Source organism: Aggregatibacter kilianii, assembly GCF_003130255.1.
Taxonomy (GTDB): domain Bacteria; phylum Pseudomonadota; class Gammaproteobacteria; order Enterobacterales; family Pasteurellaceae; genus Aggregatibacter; species Aggregatibacter kilianii.
Map to the genome: position 1 here is coordinate 621,223 of NZ_NRCN01000001.1, position 21,750 is coordinate 642,972.

Consider the following 21,750-nt stretch of genomic DNA (forward strand, 5'->3'; position numbering starts at 1 on the left):
ACGTGATTGACTCTAACAAAAGGAAAAAATTATGGCTTATACTTTACCTGAATTAGGCTACGCCTATGACGCATTAGAACCCCATTTCGATGCGCAAACCATGGAAATTCACCACAGCAAACACCACCAAGCGTATGTAAACAACGCTAACGCGGTATTAGAAAACTCTCCTGAATTACAAGAACTCGCCAGCGGTTGCCCGGGTAAATTATTGGCGCACTTACATGAAGTTGCACCAGAAAAACGCCCTGCGCTACGCAACAATGTAGGCGGCCACTTAAACCATAGCTTATTCTGGAAAAGTCTGAAAAAAGGTACAACCTTACAAGGTCCATTGAAAGACGCTATCGTGCGTGATTTTGGTTCCGTTGAAAACTTCAAAGCGGAATTTGAAAAAGCCGCGGCTACCCGTTTCGGCTCAGGTTGGGCATGGTTAGTATTAGAAAACGGAAAACTCTATGTAGCCTCTACTGCCAACCAAGACAACCCAATTATGGGCAAAGAATTTGCCGGTTGTTCCGGAACCCCAATCTTCGGTTTAGACGTTTGGGAACACGCTTATTACTTAAAATTCCAAAACCGCCGTCCGGACTATATTAAAGAATTCTGGAACGTGCTGAACTGGGATTTTGCTAACGAACGCTTTGAGAAAGTGTTAGCCGGTGCACACCACCACTAATCTTCCATTGAAAAGTGCGGTCAAAAAACACTGCTTTTTTTGACCGCACTTTTATATTCAAAACCTACTTAACCAGTTCAACCACTTCTTTCGTTAATCGACCGATTTCCGACCAGTTTTTGTCATTAATCAGTTTTTTCTCGACAAACCAAGAACCACCACAGGCTACCACATTTGGAATGGCTAAATAATCTTGAATATTTTGCAACCCAATCCCACCCGTTGGCATGATTTTCAATTGCGTGTAAGGGCCTAATAACGCTTTAATCATTTTCACACCACCAGAGGCTTCCGCCGGAAAGAATTTCACAGTTTCAATGCCTAGCTCTAACGCTGCTTCAATAGCCATCGGATTATTCGCGCCCGGTATAATCAGTAAACCTAAGTCTTGGCATAATTGCACAATTTTAGGGTTAAACCCCGGCGTCACGACAAAATCCGCACCGGCATTTTTCGCTTGAAAAACCTGTTCTGAGGTTAAAACCGTACCCGCCGCAATCAGAAAATCAGGTCGCTTTTGGCGCAACAACCGAATCGCCTCTTCAGCCGCCGGAGAACGAAAAGTAATCTCCGCTACCGGCAACCCATTTTGTACCAGCGTATCTGCCAACGGTAAAATATCCTCAGCATGATCCAACGCGATAACAGGAACGACTTTGAGTTGATGAAGTTGTGTTGTGATTGTCGTTAGATTCAGCATAGTTTCTCCTTTTAACCCGTTAATATCACAAATGAATTATTTCGGCTCAATCCCCTCAAATTCCCGAATTTTATTCAATGCTTCGGTTAAATCAGAGGTGAAAGTAATTTTTTTGATTTCAGGCAGTGAACCGGATTTAACGATAGTTCGTAGTGGTTGGAACTGCATGTTACACATATAAAGCTGTTGATGAGGCAGCATATGTTGTACGAAGCGGGTAAGTGCATGAATGCCCCCTGTGTCAAGCACGGTCACGGCATCGCATTGTAAAACAATATGTTTGATTTCGTGATCGGTGTGGACGGTTTTATCATGCAAGTCGGCGAAGAGATTATCGGCAGCTGCGAAAAAGAGCGGTCCGCTAATACGATAAATTAACACATCATCCAAATCTTCCGGCACAGCGATATTGATGGATTTGGTCATTTCGGCGATGGTGCGGATAAACAGCAAACTGGCCAATAACACACCCACAGAAATAGCAATCACCATGTCAAATAACACAGTAAGGATTAAACAAACCAGTAATACGGCAATTTCGTTACGTCCGGAACGACGGGTAAGCTGAATAATTTGTGGTAAATCCGCCATATGCCAAGCCACGACCAGCAAGAGTGCAGCCATAGAAGATAACGGCAAATAAGACAGTGCCGGAGCAAAAAACAATAAGGCAAAAAGCACTAGTAAGGCGTGTACGACACTTGAAATCGGTGATACACCACCGGATTTAACATTTACTGCAGAACGCGCGATGGCAGCGGTGGCAGTGATACCGCCAAAAAACGGAGAGGCAATGTTACCAAGGCCTTGCGCTAATAATTCGTTATTGGAATGATGCTTAGTGTCGGTGATATTGTCTAAAATGACTGCACACAATAAAGATTCGATCGCGCCCAAGACTGCCATGGAAAAAGCGGCCGGCAATAGGCGTTGAATGGTGTCGAAATTCCAGTTAATCAGATTGCCTTGCGGATCAGGAATATTCCATGGCAAGGAAAATTCAGGCAAAACACTCGGAATACCGTAGCCGGTCGTACCGTCAGAAAGTGTGTATTGAAATTCGGTACCGATGGTCGCGACAGAATAACCGAAGTGTGTCAGCAATAAAGATAACAATGTTGCGATGATCACTGCCGGCAAATGACCGGGAATGGGCAGACGTAGCTTATGCCATTGCGTTAAAACAATGAGGGTAATAACACCAACAATAGTATCCGCCCAATTGATGCTTGGAAGTGCGGTCAAAATTACTTGCACTTTTTCAAGATAATGAGACGGCATCTTTTCAATACTCAAGCCAAGGAAATCTTTAATTTGTAAGGTAGCAATAACGATGCCGATACCCGATGTAAAGCCGAGCGTGACGGGTAGCGGAATATATTCAATAAGCCGCCCCAAACGGAACAACGCCATAAGTACCAAAATGATACCGGAAAGCAAAGTGGCCATAAGCAGACCACTTAAACCGAATTGCTGGGTAACAGGGTATAAAATCACCACAAAGGCAGCTGTTGGACCGGAAATATTAAAGCGTGAACCGCCCGTTAACGCGATGATAATCCCCGCAACAATGGCGGTGTATAAACCGTGCTGCGGTGGTACGCCGGTGGCAATAGCAAGCGCCATGGAAAGCGGGATGGCGATAATACCGACAGTTAATCCGGCAATAATATCTTTTACCAAATGACGGGAAGTATAGCCGTCTCTGAGGCTGTCTTTTAATGCACTGAAAGGTTTAACTGACAGAAAGACATTTTTAGTAAGAAACCATTTTTTTAACATAAAAATATAAATAAGATGAGATGTGTAATTGAAATGAATAACCTTATGGATAATGGCTATTTTACCTGACTTTTGGTGAAATTTTTATCTTATGAACAATGAAATTACAAAAATACTTGACGAAGCTCAATGAAATCCTTATAGTTCGCACGTCCTAATCACGGTGAGATGTCCGAGTGGTTGAAGGAGCACGCCTGGAAAGCGTGTATGTGGGAAACTGCATCGAGGGTTCGAATCCCTCTCTCACCGCCATTCTTAACGAATTTTCTTTTTATTTTCTGTCTTACCACAGCCTAATTCAGTTATACTAATTTCTATTCTTACAAGAAAAATTGTATCAAAAACACGTGAAAAACCCACCGCACTTTTAGCCTGTTGGCGGAGTTTTTTAAGTCTTGAATTTAAATAAACTACCCCAATATACAGGCAATCATCGGATTTTAGATTAAGAGAGTATATGATGAGATCAAAAAAACCAGAATTACAAATAATACCGGTATTGCCACTGCGCGATGTTGTTGTATTTCCTTATATGGTAATGCCGTTATTTGTCGGTCGTCCAAAATCAATTAGTAGCCTTGATGACGCAATGCAGAACAATAAGAAATTATTATTGGTGTCACAGAAACAGGCAGATTTGGAGGAGCCGTCTATTGATGATTTATATGACGTTGGAACCATTGCCAATATTATTCAATTATTAAAATTGCCTGACGGTACGGTCAAAGTATTGGTGGAAGGTCAACAACGCGCCAAAATCAGAAAAGTTGAAGATAACGGTGAATATTTATGGGCCGTTGCCGAACCGTTACTAACTACTTTAGGTAATGAAAAAGAATTACAAGTGGCTCATAAAGCTGTCTTAGATGAGTTTCAAAGCTATATTAATTTGAACAAAAAAGTACAGCCTGACATTCTCTCTGCCTTACAACAAATCGATAATTTAGAACAATTAAGCGATACGATGGCTTCCCATTTACCGGTTTCCGTTGCGCAGAAACAAGCCGTATTGGAAATGACCAATGTGGTTGAGCGTTTTGAATATTTGCTGGGTTTAATGCAGTCAGAAGCAGATCTGTTACAAGTGGAAAAACGCATTCGTGGTCGCGTGAAAAAACAAATGGAAAAAAGCCAACGCGATTACTATTTGAATGAACAAATTAAGGCAATTCAAAAAGAACTTGGCGAAACAGAAAATACGGTAAGTGAAATTGAACAATTACGCCAAAAAATTGAAGATGCCAAAATGCCGCAGGAAGCTCGTGAGAAGGCGGAATCCGAGCTACAAAAACTGAAAATGATGTCCCCGATGTCGGCGGAAGCAACGGTTGTGCGTAGCTATATTGATTGGATGATTCAAGTGCCTTGGCATAAACGCACCAAAGTGAAAAAAGATCTGTCCAAAGCACAAGAAATTTTAGATGCGGATCATTACGGTTTAGAACGCGTGAAAGAACGTATTTTGGAATACCTTGCCGTACAAACCCGTTTAAATCAAATCAAAGGTCCTATTCTCTGTTTAGTGGGGCCACCGGGAGTTGGTAAAACATCATTAGGGCAATCTATAGCTAATGCGACCGGTCGTAAATATGTGCGTATGGCGCTAGGTGGCGTGCGTGATGAAGCAGAAATTCGTGGTCACCGTAAAACCTATATTGGTTCGTTGCCGGGTAAATTGATTCAAAAAATGGCGAAAGTCGGTGTGAAAAATCCGCTTTTCTTACTAGATGAAATTGACAAAATGACTTCCGATATGCGGGGTGATCCTGCCTCTGCATTATTAGAGGTGTTGGATCCTGAACAAAATGCTCATTTTAACGATCATTATTTGGAAGTGGATTATGATTTATCTGATGTCATGTTTGTAGCGACCTCCAACTCCATGAATATTCCAACACCGTTATTGGATCGTATGGAAGTGATTCGTTTATCCGGTTATACGGAAGATGAAAAACTGAATATCGCCACTCGCCATTTGATCAACAAACAAATGGAACGTAACGGACTAAAAGCCGGTGAATTAACTATTGATGATAGCGCGATTGTGGATATTATTCGCTATTACACCCGTGAAGCCGGGGTGCGTAACTTAGAGCGTGAAATTTCAAAAATCTGTCGTAAGGCAGTCAAAACATTGTTGCTAGACAAGAAAGTAAAGTCCATTAAAGTCAACGCGAAAAACTTGCATGACTATCTTGGTGTAAAACGCTTTGAATTTGGTCGTGCGGATACACAAAATCGTGTCGGCGAAGTGACTGGTTTGGCATGGACAGAAGTAGGTGGTGATTTACTCACCATTGAAACGGCTTCTGTGCCAGGCAAAGGCAAACTCAGCTATACAGGTTCTCTTGGCGATGTGATGAAAGAATCCATTCAAGCAGCAATGACCGTAGTCCGCTCCCGTGCGGAAAAATTAGGCATCAATTCCGATTTCCATGAAAAACGGGATATTCATATTCACGTCCCGGATGGTGCAACACCAAAAGATGGTCCAAGCGCAGGGATTGCTATGTGTACAGCATTAGTGTCCTGCTTAACCGGTAATCCGGTGAAGTCGGAAGTAGCCATGACGGGAGAAATCAGCTTGCGTGGCAAAGTGTTACCAATTGGCGGATTAAAAGAGAAATTGCTAGCAGCCCATCGAGGCGGTATTAAAACCGTGGTTATTCCGAAGGAAAACGTGAAAGATTTGGAAGACATTCCGGAAAATGCAAAACGTGATCTTGTTATCCATGCCGTGGAGACCATTGATGAAGTGCTAACCATTGCATTGGAGAATCCGCCGACCGGCGTTGAATTTGTGAAACTTGATCCGGTTTCTGCAGTAAAAGCGCCCCGTCGTAAAAAAGCCGTATCCAGAAGTGCGGTCAATTAATTAAGTGTTTTTAATAAGCCAAATTATCCAACATAATTTGGCTTATTTTTATTTTGATAGTGCGTCCTCAGGCGCTTTAGATTATAATCGTGCAAATTTTTGTATCATTTTTATAGGATAAATTTTAATGGTAATGGAAAAACTGAACGGAGCCTCAAACAACTGGGCTTCTAAGTTTCTTTTTGGTTTTATTTCGGTAACCTTTGTTATCAGTTCTATGGCAGGCTATCTTTACACCCGAACAGACAACTCTGCCGCGAAAGTGAATGGAGAAGAAATCTCACAGCACGCTTTCCAAAATCAATACAACATCGCCTCCCGCAATTTAAGCCCGCAAGAAGCCGATTCCCCGGCTCAAGTCGCTAATCTCAAAAGACAAATTTTATCGTCCCTAATTGATCAGGAATTGCTACGCCAATACACCAATGAATTGAAATTAGGCGTAAGCGATGAACGAATTAAACAAGAAATTGTTACCAGCCCGAATTTCCAAAATAACGGCAAATTTGATAATGCGTTATACCAACAAGTGCTACAAAACAATGGTATTTCTGCCGAAACCTATGCAGGTTATGTGCGTGAAGCATTACGCTTAGAACAACTTCAAGGCGGTTTGGCAATTACCGCATTCAACGTACCGGCGCAACGGGACGCTTTGGCAAAATTATTCTTCCAAAGCCGCAATATTCGATTGGCAAATTTATCTTTAGCCGATGAAATTTCGAAACAAACCGTCACTGATGCCGAAATTCAAGCTTACTACGATGCCCACAAGGCTGACTTTACTATTCCTGAATCCGTGAAAGTGCAATATCTTGATTTATCTGGTGCAAATATGGAAAAAAGCATCAATATTAGCGATGTGGAAATTGCACAGTACTACCAAGACAAAAAGGCCCAATTCACTACGCAGGGACAACAACGTTTAGCCCATATCCAAGTGAAAACCGAACAACAGGCACAAGATTTATACAATCAATTACAAAATGGTGCGGCATTTGCCGACTTAGCCAAAAATCACTCTATCGATCCTACCAGTGCGGAGAAAGGTGGTGATTTAAGTTGGGTAAGTTCGGGTGAATTTCCGAAAGTTTTTGAAGATGCAGCGAATGCTTTAGCTGTGGGTCAATACAGTCAACCGGTCAAACTGGATAATAACTATCACATTATTTTGGTAGAAGAACGCAAAGAAGCGGGCGTATTGCCGTTAGAAAATGTGAAAGCGCAAATTGCTGCACAAATTCGTCAAAACTTGATCAACAACCAATTCTTCTCTGTTGAAAAACGTGTGGCTGAAAAAGCCTTTGAAGATCCTTCTTCACTAAAAGCGGCTGCCGATGAAGCTGGTGTTAAAGTGCAAGAAACCGGCTATTTCTCCCGTAACAACATTCCTGCCGCACTAAATTACCCGAATGTGGCATCAGCCATTTTTGATTCCGAAATATCCCAAGGCGGTAGCAATTCTGAGCCGATGAGCATAGGAGAACAACACTCTTTAGTGGTGCGTGTACTTGAACATAAAGCGCAATCAACAAAATCTTTAGAAGAGGCGAAAGCAGAAATTATTGCAACGCTAAAACAGCAAAAAGCGGAAACCGTTGTGTTAGCCCAAGCCGATAAATTCGTACAAGAATTAGCGTCAGGCAAAACCGTTGATGGTGTGAAATTCGGAGCCGAGCAAACCTGGGTATTTGCTGAAAATAAAAATCCAGCTTTAAATAATCAGGTATTTTCGATGACGAAACCGACAGAAGGCAAAACTACCTATAAAGCGGCCAAAGACACTAAAGGCGATGTGGTTATCATTGCATTGGATAAAGTGACCGATGGCAAATTGAGCGAAGAGGAACAAAAACAATTTGCCGTTCAAATTGAACAAGCCGCTCAAGTCGGCTTGCAAAATAGCTTATTGAATGCTTTACGCGCGAAAGCCAAAATTGAAATAAACGATTCGTTTATTAATCAGGAACAATAATTAACGCATAATGCCTATGACCATAGGCATTATTTTTGCCCGTTGCGGCATGGTTTATTACTCTGCGATTTAATGTTCGCACCTAACATCTAACAAAGGAGATTAAGATGAAATTAGTTGAAGTTAAGCATCCATTAGTCAAACATAAATTAGGTTTAATGCGTGCTGCAGATGTCGATACTAAAAAATTTCGTGAGTTAGCGACAGAAGTGGGAAGTCTCTTAACTTATGAAGCTACCTCCGATTTGGAAACGGAAAAAGTCATTATCGACGGCTGGTGTGGCCCCGTTGAAATTGATCAAATTAAAGGTAAAAAAGTTACCGTTGTGCCAATTCTGCGTGCAGGTCTAGGCATGATGGACGGTGTTTTGGAGCACGTTCCGAGTGCGCGAATTAGCGTGGTCGGGATGTATCGAAACGAAGAAACATTAGAACCCGTACCGTATTTCCAAAAATTAGCCAGCGATTTAGAAGAGCGTTTAGCCATTGTGGTTGACCCAATGTTAGCCACTGGTGGCTCTATGGTTGCAACCATTAATTTGTTAAAACAAAAAGGCTGTAAGCATATTAAAGTCCTGGTTTTGGTGGCTGCACCGGAAGGCTTGGCAGCGTTAGAAAAAGCCCATCCGGACATTGAGCTTTACACCGCCTCTATTGACGATCACTTAAATGAAAATGGTTATATCATCCCTGGGTTAGGTGACGCAGGCGATAAAATTTTCGGTACCAAGTAATCGTTCGCTTTTTCACAAGGTAAGGCGGATTTTATCCGCCTCTTTTTCGGGAAAATGACAAGAAAAAACACTTGAAATTTTGACCGCACTTTTTAAGTTAATTCAGACAGAGAGTTGAAACTTACATGACAAATACAACACAAAATTTTCCTATTGAGGAACAACAAAGCCGCGTTAAACAAGCTTTCGTAGGACTACAAATGCTTTTTGTAGCGTTTGGCGCTTTAGTTTTAGTACCGTTAATTACCGGTCTTGATGCAAATACCGCACTGCTTACCGCCGGTGTCGGCACCCTGTTATTCCAACTTTGTACAGGCAAGCAAGTGCCGATTTTCCTCGCTTCTTCTTTTGCATTTATCGCACCTATTCAATATGGCGTAGCCACGTGGGGCATTCCTGTCACCATGGGCGGTTTGGCCTTTGCGGGTTTGGTTTATGTCGCCTTGAGCGCGTTAGTGAAAATTCGCGGCGCAGCAGCATTAGAACGTATTTTTCCACCGGTGGTCGTCGGTCCGGTCATTATCATCATCGGTATGGGATTAGCCCCTGTGGCCGTGGATATGGCATTAGGTAAAAATAGCGCTTATCAATATAACGACGCGGTATTGGTCTCCATGGTGACCTTAGTGACCACCCTGTGTGTAGCCGTTTTCTCAAAAGGCATAATGAAATTAATTCCAATCATGTTCGGCATCACTGTGGGTTATATTCTATGTCTTTTCATGGGATTGATTAATTTCCAACCTGTTTTAGATGCTCCATGGTTTAGTTTACCAAATCTAACCGCGCCTGAATTTAAACTGGAAGCCATTTTATATTTGCTACCAATCGCCATTGCACCGGCAGTAGAACACGTTGGCGGTATTATGGCCATTAGTTCAGTCACCGGCAAAGATTTTCTTAAAAAACCCGGATTACACCGCACCTTACTCGGTGACGGCATTGCCACCAGCGCAGCATCTTTGTTAGGCGGACCACCGAATACCACCTATGCTGAAGTTACCGGCGCAGTCATGCTGACCCGCAACTTTAATCCAAATATCATGACATGGGCGGCTGTTTGGGCAATTGCTATTTCCTTCTGCGGTAAAGTCGGCGCATTTCTCTCCACCATTCCGACTATTGTCATGGGTGGGATTATGATGTTGGTGTTCGGCTCTATTGCCGTGGTGGGGATGAGCACACTCATTCGTGCGAAAGTGGATGTCACCGAAGCCCGAAACTTATGTATCATCGCCGTTGTGATGACGTTTGGGATCGGCAATATGTTCGTTGATGTGGGCGGTGTTTCCTTAAAAGGCATCAGCTTATGCGCCGTTGTTGCCATCATTTTGAATTTGGTGTTACCAAAAGCCAAAAACGAAATTGCATAGTATGAATACTTAACCGTCATTAGCGGGTAGGAAAAATATCCGCTAATGACTTTCTAAATTGAAAAATTTCGTTTATTCTTACCGCACTTTGATAACCACACCTTAGGTGTCTGATTTGGCCGAACCGCATTTCCAACTTCCTTTGCCTATTCATCAATCGGATGATGAAACGTTAGAAAACTTCTATGCAGAAAATAATCTGCTACTCCTTAATTCACTACAAAAAAATTTCTTACAACTTCATCAGCAATTTTTCTATCTTTGGGGTAATAAAGGGAGCGGAAAAAGCCACCTACTAAAAGGTGTTTGTCAGCATTATCTTGCGCAACAGCGTCCGGCATTATATGTCCCGTTAAACAAAGCCCAATATTTCTCTCCTGCCGTATTAGAGAACCTTGAACAGCAAGCGTTAGTTTGTTTGGATGATTTGCAGGCAGTCATCGGCAATGCCGAATGGGAAGTCGCCATTTTTGATTTAATTAATCGCGTACGGGAAACCGGAAGAACATTGTTAATAATGAGCGCCGATCAATCCCCTGCCAATTTATCGGTGCAACTACCTGATTTGGCTTCCCGATTAACCTGGGGAGAGGTGTATCAGCTTGCGCCGTTAAACGATAAGCAAAAAATAGACGTGTTACAAAAAGCCGCTTATCAGCGCGGTATCGAGTTGCCTGATGAAACGGCTAATTTTTTGTTTAAGCGCTTGGAACGGGATATGAAAACCTTGTTTAATGCGTTGGAAAAACTCGATCAAGCCTCGTTACAAGCACAACGCAAATTAACCATCCCTTTCGTCAAAGAAATTTTGTCCTTATAACAGCCAATGTTACAACCATCTGCGGGTATCTTGGCAGTACGCCGTAAATGCATCACCGAAAATCTTTCGCAAACTTTCCTCTTCCCGCTTAATTTGAAACTCGGTGATATACCACACAAATAGCAACACACCTAATATTGCTGACAACGAGCCAAGATAACAATTCCACGCCAATAAAACAAACACCAAGCCTAGATACATCGGATTACGGCTGTATTTATAAATTCCATTAGTCACTAAGTGTGAAGCATTTTCGACTTTTAGCGGGTCAACTGTGGTTTTGGCTAATAAAAATTGTAAGACGCTCGCCATGCCGATAACACAACCAATCCCGCCTAAGAGAATTACCAACCACCACGGCATCGAAAATTGCCAAATAGGTGGGAGAATTTTCATTAACAAAGCACAGAAGACAAAAATTAATGGAGGCGGAATAGGGATTTTGCGTTGATTAGTAGCCATGATGTTCCTCATTGAAATTATTAAAAGAAAGGCTTGGAGAACCAAGCCTTAAAAACTATAAATTATTTAACCGCACTTGAATAAGTTGCTGTTCTAACGGAGAGGCGTGTTGTTGTGCTTGTTGATAACTCGCCTTGGCTGCCTCTTTATCGCCTTTGGCTAATTGAATGTCACCGGCTAAAATGTTTTTCGCCCCGCTCCAAGCCTGCTCTTTCACCAATTTCAGGCTATCCAACGCCGGATCGAACTGTCCTAATTGGAATTGCACGGAAGCCAAACGCAACGCTGTAATAGAAGATAAAATATCATCAGTGGATTGCGCCATAGCTTGTTTTAAAGCGTCTTCTGCCAGAGTGAAATCATTGTTCTCTACAGCAATTTTAGCTTTATCTAACAAAGCCAACACCGCATAGCTAGTTTTTTCATGATTTTTAATAAACTGACTAAACTGCTCTGCTTGTGCTTTCGGATCTTTTGCGTAATTAAATAACACCTGTTCGTACTCTGCGGAAGCCGAATGTATTTTTTGGATTTGATGCGACTGCCAATAATTCCAACCGAATACACCGCCAAAGGCAATGACAAAACAAACAATAATAAATTTATAATTTTCGTTCCACCATGCTTTGATAGCACTCAATTCTTGTTCTTCTTCAATGGTATAAGCCATTTTTCTTTCCTTATTTAAGTGTATTTTTAATATGTGATGTAATGTCGGCGAATGCAACGGCGGTTTGCTCCCCCTGTTGCAACAAGTCTTTCACCACCACTTGTTGGTTCTTCACTTCTTCTTCACCAATCACTAAAGCCAACTTCGCACCGGTTTTATCGGCACGTTTAAACTGTTTCTTAAAGTTACCGCCACTGCAATGCAGCATCGTGCGTAAGTGCGGTAATTCCGAGCGAAGTTTTTCAGCCAAGTTAAATGCGGCAATAGTTGTGTCTTCACCTTGATAAACAACATAAAGATCCACCGCTCTTGGTAATTCGATGTGCGGATTCACTTCTTGTACCAACAACACCAAACGTTCCAAGCCCATGGCAAAGCCAACGCCGCTAGTGGCATGACCGCCCAACTGTTCCACCAAACCATCATAACGGCCGCCACCACAAACCGTGCCTTGCGCACCCAATGCAGAAGTCACCCATTCAAAAACGGTTTTATTGTAGTAATCCAAACCGCGCACCAGTTTTTGATTGATTTCGTACTGAATGCCGAGGCTGTCTAATAAAGCACATAATTGGGCAAAATGTTCACGGGACTCGTCATCAAGGTAATCATGTAATTTCGGCGCATCATTTAACACCTCTTGTACCCGTTGATCTTTACTGTCTAAAATTCGTAACGGATTGGTGGTTAAACGGCGCTTGCTGTCTTCATCTAAAATATCGATGTGATTTTGCAGAAAATCGACTAACGCCTGACGGTAATTTTTACGCGCATCTAACGAACCGATAGAGTTCAGTTGAAGAGTAACGTGGTCAAAAATGCCCAAATCTTTCCATAAACGTGCAGTCAATGCGATCAGTTCCGCATCAATTTCCGGGTTCGGAATACCGAAAATTTCTACACCCACTTGATGAAACTGGCGATAACGGCCTTTTTGCGGACGTTCATAACGAAACATCGGTCCCATGTACCACAAACGCTGTTCCTGATTATACAGCAAACCGTGTTCAATACCGGCACGCACACAACCGGCCGTGCCTTCCGGACGAAGAGTTAAACTTTCTTCATCACGGTCGTCAAAAGTAAACATTTCTTTTTCGACAACGTCAGTGACTTCCCCAATCGCACGCGCAAAAAGCGGTGTACTTTCTACGATCGGCATACGGATCTCGGCATAACCATACGCGCTCAAAACTGACCGCACTTTATTCTCGACCCATTGCCACAACGGGGTGTCTGTCGGTAAGCAATCATTCATGCCACGAATTGCTTGAATTGTTTTTGCCACAATAAATTCCTGTGTTTATAAAAATTAAAGAATACGATTTTTCGGATCTTGTTGTGCCACGCGGGCGCGAATTTTAGCTTCTAATTGATTGATTAAATCTTCGTTATCAAAACGTTCTTTCTGGCGTTCACCGGCAAGATAATAACCGCTTTTCTTGTTGCCGCCGGTCACGCCTAAATCAGAAACCAACGCCTCACCGGGGCCATTGACGACACAACCGATAATAGACACGTCCATCGGCGTAATAATATCTTCTAAGCGCTGTTCAAGAGCGTTTACTGTACCGATAACATCAAATTCTTGACGGGAACAGGTCGGGCAAGCAATAAAATTAATGCCTCGGGAACGAATGCGCAGAGATTTTAGAATATCAAAACCGACTTTGATTTCCTCTACCGGATCGGCCGCTAAAGAAACACGTAACGTATCACCGATCCCCTCCGATAATAACATGCCTAAGCCAATGGCAGATTTCACCGCTCCGGAGCGGGCGCCACCAGCCTCAGTAATGCCTAAATGCAACGGCTGTTTAATGGCTTTTGCAAGTAAACGGTAAGACTCTACCGCCAAATAGACATCGGAGGCTTTCACACTCACTTTAAATTGATCAAAGTTGAGTCGATCTAAAATTTCAACATGACGTAACGCAGACTCTAACAGCGCCTGAGGTGTTGGTTCGCCATATTTCTCCTGAATGTCTTTTTCCAGTGAGCCGGCATTCACCCCGATACGAATCGGGATATTTTTATCTTTGGCACAATCTACCACCGCACGAATACGATCTTCCCGCCCGATATTACCCGGATTAATGCGCAAGCAATCTACACCATATTCCGCTACTTTTAAGGCAATACGATAGTCGAAGTGAATATCGGCCACCAACGGCACATCCACTTGTTGTTTGATGAGCTTAAAGGCTTCTGCGGCATCCATGGTTGGCACGGAAACACGCACAATATCGGCGCCCACGCGCTCCAAAGCTTTAATTTGGGCAACTGTCGCTTCCACATCGGTAGTACGTGTATTGGTCATTGACTGCACAGAAATTGGTGCATCTCCCCCCACAGGGACTTTTCCTACATAAATTTTAATCGATTCTCTACGCTGAATTTTTGGTCTTTCTAACATTATTTGCTCATTATTGAGGTAGTTTAAATTTCGCTACACGGCCATCAACGGTTAACGGGAAGGCTTCACCTTTGTAAGTAATTCTGACATTGCCCGGTGCACCGATAATTAAAGAATAAGGTTCTTCTTCGTTAAAACTTAATACATCGCCTTGTTTATATTCTTTTTGCGCTAAGACTTTACGATTTTTATCTTTCACGCTAATCCAACAATTGCCGATAACTTCAATGTGTAAATTATCTTTCGACGCATCAGCAGTCGAAACGTTTGAATTTTCCACCGCACTTTGCTGTTCTCCGGAAGCCTGTGCAGCAGTTTGTGTCATGCTTAACTGCTCGTTACCGCTGATTTTATTCATCTCCGACTGCAAGACATTACCGGAGCTTTGTGTCGGTTCACTTGGCGTGGATGAACCCGCTATTTGAGGCTCAACCAACGGCTTCGTTTCAATTTCAATATTTGTGCCCTTCGGCGCGGTATCCGTTAAGGTGTTTTCGATTTTCGTCGGTTGTGGTACAACAACTTCATTAGTTATTGGTTTGCTAGTTGTGGTTTCAGCAACGCTATTGGTGTAAGTATTAACTAAAATATCCCGTTCCACATTAGATTGTTGATGGCTCTCCCACCACCACATACCGGTCATGCCAACTACGATCAAAACAACGATTACGCTTAAATACCCCACCCAGTTATTATGAGATGAATACTGATTAACCGCACGGGTGGCACGGGCGTTTTTGCCCAAGTCATTTTTCTGCACATGACCGAAATTAATGGTATTCACCCAATCGCTATCCGGAATTTTCAAGAACTTGGCATAACTACGCACATACCCGCGCATAAAGGTTGATGGGATGGTATCACTAATAAATTGGTTATTTTCAATGCTTCTTAATACGGCGGGACGTAATGAGATCTCTTTAGAGACTTGTTCAACGGTGAGATTTAAGGCTTCTCGCACCTGACGAAATTTATCGCCTAATGAGGTTTCTCGAGTGTTTGTCTGCGGTTCTGGTGAAGCTGTTTGTGTGTTCATAAACGGATGGTATTTTTCGCTAAAAATTGAGTGGTAAAGTTTAAGGTTGTCAGGCGTGTTTTGCAACTGTTATATAGCCTTATTCTGCGCCTTTGGTGAAATTGTTAAACATTTTTAAACAAATAATAAATGCTGAAAATACTCGGATAGATTGACGAATTCAGAAGAGTCAAAAAATATTAGAAAAATCAACCGCACTTTTCGTGTGATTGGTCACGCTATTTGGCGAGTTGAGCCAATTTCTTGGCTCGCATCGGTTCGATTTTTTCAAGGGCGGCAAGGTTCTCCCGATAAATTTGATGATCTTTCGCCGATAACGCGCACAGCGCAAGGTTTTCGTAAGTGTCGCCTTGATGATAATAATTCGGGCTTTTTAATGTCTGTTTAAATTGTTCATAGGCGGCCTGATATTCCCCTTGCGAACAAAGAAACGCACCGAAGTTATTGAATACATCCCCTTGTTTATCATCCAGCTTAATCGCCGTTAAATACGATTGTTTGGCGTGTTCAACATCCCCTTGTTGCTGATAAAAATACGCTAACGCGGCGTGCACCAAATAATATTTCGGAGCATAAGAAAGGGCTTTATCCAAATTTAATTTGGCTTGGCTACCATCTTGCTGCTGTAAATAGCCCAATGCCAGCTCCACACGGGCTTTAGCCGCCGCTTGTTTATCAAAATCCGGAGCATCGGAATGAACAACACAGGCAGAAAACAGAAAAGGAAAAATAAATGGTACAAAACGATAAAAAAGAAACTGAATATTGACCATAATTTTTCCTCTGTTATGGAATTATTGTACTTGAACGGCGATACCTTGACCGAAACGTTTTTTCTGTGTAGTACGCTTGGTACGGTCAATGACATCACCGGCTAATTGTCCGCAAGCGGCATCAATGTCATCGCCTCGGGTTTTGCGCACAATCACCGTCAAACCATACTCCATCAATGTTTTCTGGAAACGGTCAATACGCGTGTTGGAGCTTTTCGCGTAAGGTGCTTCCGGGAACGGGTTCCATGGAATCAAATTGATTTTACACGGTGTATTTTTTAATACTTCCGCTAATTGATGAGCATGTTCCACATGATCGTTAATGTGATCCAACATCACATATTCGATAGTCACTTTGCCATGGTTGGCATTGGAGACGCTTAAATAACGATTCACCGAATCAATCAAGGTTTTAATATTGTATTTTTTGTTTAACGGCACGATTTCATCACGCAATTCATCGTTTGGTGCATGCAAGGAAATCGCCAACGCCACATCAATCATTTTGCTCAAGTTATCTAACGCCGGCACAACACCTGAGGTGGATAAAGTCACGCGACGTTTGGATAGTCCGTAGGCGAAATCGTCCAACATAATTTCCATGGCCGGCACCACATTCGCCACGTTTAATAACGGTTCGCCCATGCCCATCATTACCACATTGGTAATCGGACGCACGCCTGTAACCCCAAAATTGCCGATGATTTTCGATGCGCGCCACACTTGCCCAATAATTTCCGATACCGTTAAATTGCGGTTAAACCCTTGTTGGGCGGTAGAACAAAAAGTACAGGCCAACGCGCAACCAACCTGCGAAGAAACACATAATGTGGCACGATCCGCTTCCGGAATGTACACGGTTTCTACTTGTTGATCACCTACCTGCATCGCCCATTTAATCGTGCCATCGGCAGAACGTTGTTCCACCGCCACTTCCGGGGCTTTAATTTCTGCCACGGATTTTAATTTTTCCCGTAACTTTTTGTTTAAATTGGTCATATTATCGAAATTATCTTCACCAAAATGATAAATCCATTTCACCAATTGATCGGCGCGGAACGGTTTTTCACCTAATTCGGCAAAAAATTCACGCATTTGCGCACGGGTTAAATTCATTAAATTGACTTTTTTTGCCACATCTGCACTGGCAGCATTGGCAATAGGTTGTTCTAACATAGGAGCCTCGTTATTACACATTACGGCAGAAACCGAAATTTTTTAGGTTATGGCCATTTTATTGGAATGGATGACCGGATAAAAATAGGCTGCGATTGTACTGATTTCGTTTTCATTAATCTAGCAATTTCGCGGTTATCTCACAAACGTTTGGAAAAACGACCGCACTTTTTTGTGATCCCGATCGAATAACCATTAAAAAAGTACGATATTTTTGCAATAGATACCCAAATCATGCGTCTAATTTTTAAGCATTTGTTTTTATCGACAAATGATTTTGGCATTCACTCAAGGAGGGATTATGACATTAAAAAAATTAACGGCGTTAACCGTTTTGAGTTTAGCTATGTCTTCCGCTTATGCATCGGATTTGCCGAATATTACTATTTTGGCCACCGGCGGAACCATTGCCGGCGGCGGCGAAACTGCGGTCAGCTCTGCTTATAAAGCCGGTCAACTTACAGTTGAGCGCTTAATTGAAGCCGTACCGGAAATGAAAGACATCGCCAATATTACCGGTGAGCAGGTGGTGAATATCGGTTCACAAGATATGAATGATAAGGTGTGGTTAACATTAGCGAAAACGATTAATAAGCAATGTGCAGACACAGATGGCTTCTGTCATTACTCATGGCACGGATACGATGGAAGAAACCGCCTATTTTCTGGATTTAACCGTAAAATGTGAAAAACCGGTGGTATTAGTCGGCGCAATGCGTCCGGCAACAGAAAAAAGTGCCGATGGTCCGATGAATTTATACAACGCGGTAGTGGTTGCCGTGGATAAAAAATCAGCCGGTCGTGGCGTATTGGTAGCAATGAACGATCAAGTGCTGGGCGCGCGTGATGTCTCCAAAATGAGTACAACCGCCGTACAAACCTTTGTTTCACCAAATTTTGGCGCGTTAGGTTACATTCATAACAGTAAAGTGGATTATGAACGTTCGCCGGAAAGCAAACACACCACGAACACGCCGTTTGATGTCACCAATTTAGAGGCATTGCCGAAAGTCGGTATTGTGTATGCTTATTCCAATATGCCGACTGAACCTTTAAAAGCCTTATTAGACGCTGATTATCAAGGCATTATTAGTGCAGGGGTAGGCAACGGTAACGTCAATACGGAAAACTTGGAGTTATTGGCAAAAGCCGCTAAAGATGGTGTAACGGTAGTGCGTTCTTCCCGTGTACCAACCGGTTACACTACCCGTGACGCAGAAGTGGATGACAGCAAATATGGTTTTATTACATCCGGCACATTAAACCCGCAAAAAGCTCGTGTACTGTTGCAACTCGCGTTAACCCAAACCAAAGATGTGAAGGAAATTCAGCAGTATTTTGAGGATTTCTAAAACCAGCCTACCATCATCACAAATAAAACAACCCCATACAAATTTGTATGGGATTGAAAACTTTTGTAAAAATAACCGCACTTTATGTTGTCATTTTTTTATGAACACACCACCTTAATCGCTAAGCCTCCTTGGGAGGTTTCACGGTATTTGGCGTTCATGTCCTTACCCGTTTCATACATGGTTTCGATAACTTTATCAAGAGTCACGCGCGGGGTGGTAGTACGACGTAAAGCCATGCGACTGGCATTAATGGCTTTAACCGAGGCGATGGCGTTACGTTCGATGCAAGGCACTTGAACTTGCCCGCCCACCGGATCGCAGGTAAGGCCAAGGTTGTGTTCCATAGCAATCTCTGCGGCGATACACACTTGTTCCGGGCTTCCCCCAAGAATTTCCGATAAACCGGCGGCCGCCATGGAGCAAGCTACACCAACTTCTCCCTGACAACCCACTTCCGCACCGGAAATGGAAGCGTTCATTTTATATAAAGACCCGATCATGCCGCAGGTTAATAAATAACGTTCAACAATTTCGTTAGTCAATGGGCCGACAAACTTTTCGTAATAAGCCAACACTGCCGGAACAATGCCGCAGGCTCCATTCGTCGGTGCAGTGACCACCCGTCCGCCAGCTGCATTTTCTTCATTCACCGCTAAGGCAAACATATTAACCCAATCGATAACCCGCATCGGATCGTTAGATAACTCGTTGTTCGCTTTTAGCATTCGATATAAGGTAGCGGCACGTCGGGCGACTTTTAATGGCCCCGGCAACACCCCTTCCGTATGCAAACCATGATTAATACAATCTTTCATCGTTTTCCATACTTGATGTAAATGCGCTTCCAATTCTGCTTTACTGTGTAAAGCCAGTTCATTTTTCATCATCAAACTGGACAAGGAAAGCCCGCTTTCTTGACAATGACGCAAAATATCAGCTGCATTACGATAAGGGTAAGGCACTTCAATTTTATTTTCTTCCTGCTGGTTGAAATGCGCTTCATCAACAATAAAACCGCCGCCAATGGAATAGTACGTTTGCTTGTACAATACTTCTTTGTCGGCCAATGCGGTAATACTCATGCCGTTTTCATGTAATGGCAAGAAAGTTTGATGGAAAATCATGTCTGTTGCCGGATCAAACTTGGCAACGTGCTTCCCTTCGGCCAGAGCTAATTTGGCGGTTTCATTTACATTGGCAATAAAACCCGGAATGCCTTCAATATCAACGTTATTTGGTAAGTAACCGGCTAAACCCATGATAATCGCAATATCGGTACCATGACCGTGACCTGTCATGGATAATGAACCGTAAACATCCACTTGAATTTGAGTGACTTTTTTTAGTAGCTCACGCTCAATTAAATCATCAATAAATTGCTTGCCGGCTTTCATCGGCCCAACGGTATGCGAACTCGAGGGACCGATACCGATTTTAAACATATCAAAAACGCTAATCATATTTTACTCACTACCGTGCCTTACGCCCCAAAGGCATAAGGCACTTTCGTTAGAATCAGGACAAAGGAAGCGCATTCTACGCTTATTTTTAAAATAATCCATAGACCACAGCGGAAATTGCAATGGAGCCCATCACCACGACAAAAATATTGCTCAGCTTGCCTTTATAACGACGCATAGCAGGAACGTTATGAATGGCATACATTGGCATGATAAATAGAATCATCGCAATGATTGGACCGCCAAGGGATTCAATCAAACCTAAAATACTTGGATTGATGACCGCCACCGCCCAAAGGGTTAATAAGAAGAAAAGTGCGGTGCCATAATTTAATTTTTTACGGTTAATGGTTTTGTTATCCGTCATTTTTAAATATAACCCTTCCAAACCTTCGCGAGCACCTAAATAATGACCGAAGAATGAACTGGTAATCGCCAAAAATGCTACCAACGGACCGAAGTAAGAAATGTACGGATTGTCAAATTTATTGGCAAGATACGACAAGATACTGATATTTTGCGCTTTTGCTTCTGCAAGTTCTACCGGTGTTAAGGTCAACACACAACTGAACACAAATAACATAACGAACAACAATAGTGTGGTAGCGGTACCTTTTAAGGTTTTGCTGGCATGTTTTTCTGCTAATTCAGGATCTTTATATTCCCGTTGTTGGGATAAAGAAAAAGCAGAAATTGCCGGAGAATGGTTAAATGAAAACACCAACACCGGAATCGTCAGCCACAATGTGACCAGAAAGCCTTTTGCTGTTGGTGCTTCTAATAATACGGATGTGTTCCAATGCGGAATTAAATAAATGGAAAGTACAAATAAAATCAATACTAATGGATAAACCAATAATTCCGTGATTTTCAACATGACTTTCTCATTCATCAACATAATGGAAATTAATGTCGCAATTAGCACAAATGACAGTAACACTCGGTTCGGCGACGGCATACCTAATTGGTTTACGATAAACGAATCTACGGTATTGGTGATGCCGTTACCGTAAATTAACAAAATCGGGAAAATTGCAAAGAAATACAATAATGTAATTAATTTTCCCGCGGTTTTACCGAAATGCTCCTCCACCACTTCCGTAATGTCGCTACCCGGTTTAGAAGAAGATAATACAAAACGAGAAAGCCCACGGTGCGCCAAATAAGTCATTGGTCCTACTAAAAGTGCCATCACAACTAATGGCCAGAATCCTCCCATCCCGGCATTAATTGGCAAAAACAACACACCCGCACCAACTGCGGTGCCAAACAGATTTAACATCCAAACAATGTCAAATTTACGCCATTTATCATTTTGATTAGACATACTGTCTCCTTTTATAAACAGTGATATTCATTCTGCGCGCATGGTAGATCCGTTATAAAAGGCTTTCAAAGAGAATTTCGTAGATTTGTGATCGGTGTATAACTTTTTCCTTGAAAAATGTGATTTTTGTAACAAGT

Annotated in this window: 17 protein-coding genes, 1 tRNA gene and 1 pseudogene; 8 read left to right on the forward strand and 11 right to left on the reverse strand. The window is 42.5% G+C overall.

All coding sequences use genetic code 11. The features are described 5' to 3' along the window. Window positions 1–31: 31 nt before the first annotated feature. Window positions 32–679: a Fe-Mn family superoxide dismutase gene (locus tag DK428_RS02740; RefSeq protein ID WP_109064269.1), complete on the forward strand. Its 648-nt coding sequence runs from the start codon at window positions 32–34 to the stop codon at window positions 677–679. Window positions 680–743: 64 nt separating this feature from the next. Here the strand turns inward: DK428_RS02740 and DK428_RS02745 are convergent, their stop codons facing one another. Together DK428_RS02745 and dauA are read right to left on the reverse strand one after the other, a co-directional pair. Then, window positions 744–1,379 carry a bifunctional 4-hydroxy-2-oxoglutarate aldolase/2-dehydro-3-deoxy-phosphogluconate aldolase gene (locus DK428_RS02745; RefSeq protein WP_162616587.1) on the reverse strand — a complete coding sequence of 212 codons (636 nt, stop codon included), beginning with the start codon at window positions 1,377–1,379 and terminating at the stop codon, window positions 744–746. Between the two features lie 36 nt (window positions 1,380–1,415). Next, window positions 1,416–3,161: a C4-dicarboxylic acid transporter DauA gene (gene dauA, locus DK428_RS02750; protein WP_109064270.1), complete on the reverse strand. Its 1,746-nt coding sequence runs from the start codon at window positions 3,159–3,161 to the stop codon at window positions 1,416–1,418. A gap of 162 nt (window positions 3,162–3,323) precedes the next feature. On the opposite strand from dauA, the gene DK428_RS02755 reads away from it, so the two are divergent. From DK428_RS02755 to hda, 6 genes are all read left to right on the forward strand, one after another. Next, a tRNA-Ser gene (locus DK428_RS02755) sits at window positions 3,324–3,413 on the forward strand. 205 nt (window positions 3,414–3,618) lie between these two features. Next, window positions 3,619–6,036 (forward strand): endopeptidase La, encoded by a 2,418-nt coding sequence (lon, locus tag DK428_RS02760; RefSeq protein ID WP_420837005.1) that lies wholly within the window; start codon window positions 3,619–3,621, stop codon window positions 6,034–6,036. A gap of 127 nt (window positions 6,037–6,163) precedes the next feature. Continuing rightward, a complete protein-coding gene (gene ppiD / locus DK428_RS02765; protein ID WP_109064271.1) occupies window positions 6,164–8,011 on the forward strand; it encodes a peptidylprolyl isomerase in 1,848 nt (615 codons plus the stop codon). Between the two features lie 107 nt (window positions 8,012–8,118). Next, window positions 8,119–8,745 (forward strand): uracil phosphoribosyltransferase, encoded by a 627-nt coding sequence (gene upp / locus DK428_RS02770; protein ID WP_050332721.1) that lies wholly within the window; start codon window positions 8,119–8,121, stop codon window positions 8,743–8,745. Window positions 8,746–8,870: 125 nt separating this feature from the next. Further along, on the forward strand, window positions 8,871–10,118 hold the full coding sequence (locus DK428_RS02775; RefSeq protein WP_065294675.1) for a nucleobase:cation symporter-2 family protein: 1,248 nt from the start codon (window positions 8,871–8,873) through the stop codon (window positions 10,116–10,118). Between the two features lie 115 nt (window positions 10,119–10,233). Further along, window positions 10,234–10,938 carry a DnaA inactivator Hda gene (gene hda / locus DK428_RS02780; RefSeq protein WP_109064272.1) on the forward strand — a complete coding sequence of 235 codons (705 nt, stop codon included), beginning with the start codon at window positions 10,234–10,236 and terminating at the stop codon, window positions 10,936–10,938. Between the two features lie 9 nt (window positions 10,939–10,947). Here the strand turns inward: hda and DK428_RS02785 are convergent, their stop codons facing one another. From DK428_RS02785 to rlmN, 7 genes are all read right to left on the reverse strand, one after another. After that, complete coding sequence (locus DK428_RS02785; protein ID WP_109064273.1) at window positions 10,948–11,400, reverse strand: methyltransferase family protein; 453 nt, start codon at window positions 11,398–11,400, stop codon at window positions 10,948–10,950. Window positions 11,401–11,455: 55 nt separating this feature from the next. After that, entirely contained in the window at window positions 11,456–12,070 is a 615-nt protein-coding gene (locus DK428_RS02790) for a YfgM family protein (protein WP_109064274.1), read from the reverse strand. A gap of 10 nt (window positions 12,071–12,080) precedes the next feature. Continuing rightward, window positions 12,081–13,358 (reverse strand): histidine--tRNA ligase, encoded by a 1,278-nt coding sequence (gene hisS, locus DK428_RS02795; protein WP_109064275.1) that lies wholly within the window; start codon window positions 13,356–13,358, stop codon window positions 12,081–12,083. Window positions 13,359–13,382: 24 nt separating this feature from the next. Continuing rightward, a complete protein-coding gene (ispG, locus tag DK428_RS02800) occupies window positions 13,383–14,486 on the reverse strand; it encodes a flavodoxin-dependent (E)-4-hydroxy-3-methylbut-2-enyl-diphosphate synthase (protein ID WP_005703458.1) in 1,104 nt (367 codons plus the stop codon). 10 nt (window positions 14,487–14,496) lie between these two features. Further along, on the reverse strand, window positions 14,497–15,522 hold the full coding sequence (locus DK428_RS02805; protein WP_109064327.1) for a RodZ domain-containing protein: 1,026 nt from the start codon (window positions 15,520–15,522) through the stop codon (window positions 14,497–14,499). 218 nt (window positions 15,523–15,740) lie between these two features. Beyond that, window positions 15,741–16,295, reverse strand: a complete 555-nt coding sequence (gene pilW / locus DK428_RS02810) for a type IV pilus biogenesis/stability protein PilW (RefSeq protein WP_109064276.1) — start codon at window positions 16,293–16,295, stop codon at window positions 15,741–15,743. Between the two features lie 21 nt (window positions 16,296–16,316). Beyond that, on the reverse strand, window positions 16,317–17,471 hold the full coding sequence (gene rlmN, locus DK428_RS02815; RefSeq protein WP_162616588.1) for a dual-specificity RNA methyltransferase RlmN: 1,155 nt from the start codon (window positions 17,469–17,471) through the stop codon (window positions 16,317–16,319). Window positions 17,472–17,772: 301 nt separating this feature from the next. Here rlmN and ansB point away from each other — a divergent pair. Next, window positions 17,773–18,823, forward strand: a pseudogene (gene ansB, locus DK428_RS02820) (L-asparaginase 2). A 98-nt stretch (window positions 18,824–18,921) separates the two neighbouring features. On the opposite strand, the gene DK428_RS02825 reads toward ansB, so the two are convergent. After that, complete coding sequence (locus DK428_RS02825) at window positions 18,922–20,286, reverse strand: L-serine ammonia-lyase (protein WP_109064278.1); 1,365 nt, start codon at window positions 20,284–20,286, stop codon at window positions 18,922–18,924. Between the two features lie 88 nt (window positions 20,287–20,374). Next, window positions 20,375–21,613: an HAAAP family serine/threonine permease gene (locus tag DK428_RS02830; protein WP_109090010.1), complete on the reverse strand. Its 1,239-nt coding sequence runs from the start codon at window positions 21,611–21,613 to the stop codon at window positions 20,375–20,377. Window positions 21,614–21,750: the final 137 nt, after the last annotated feature.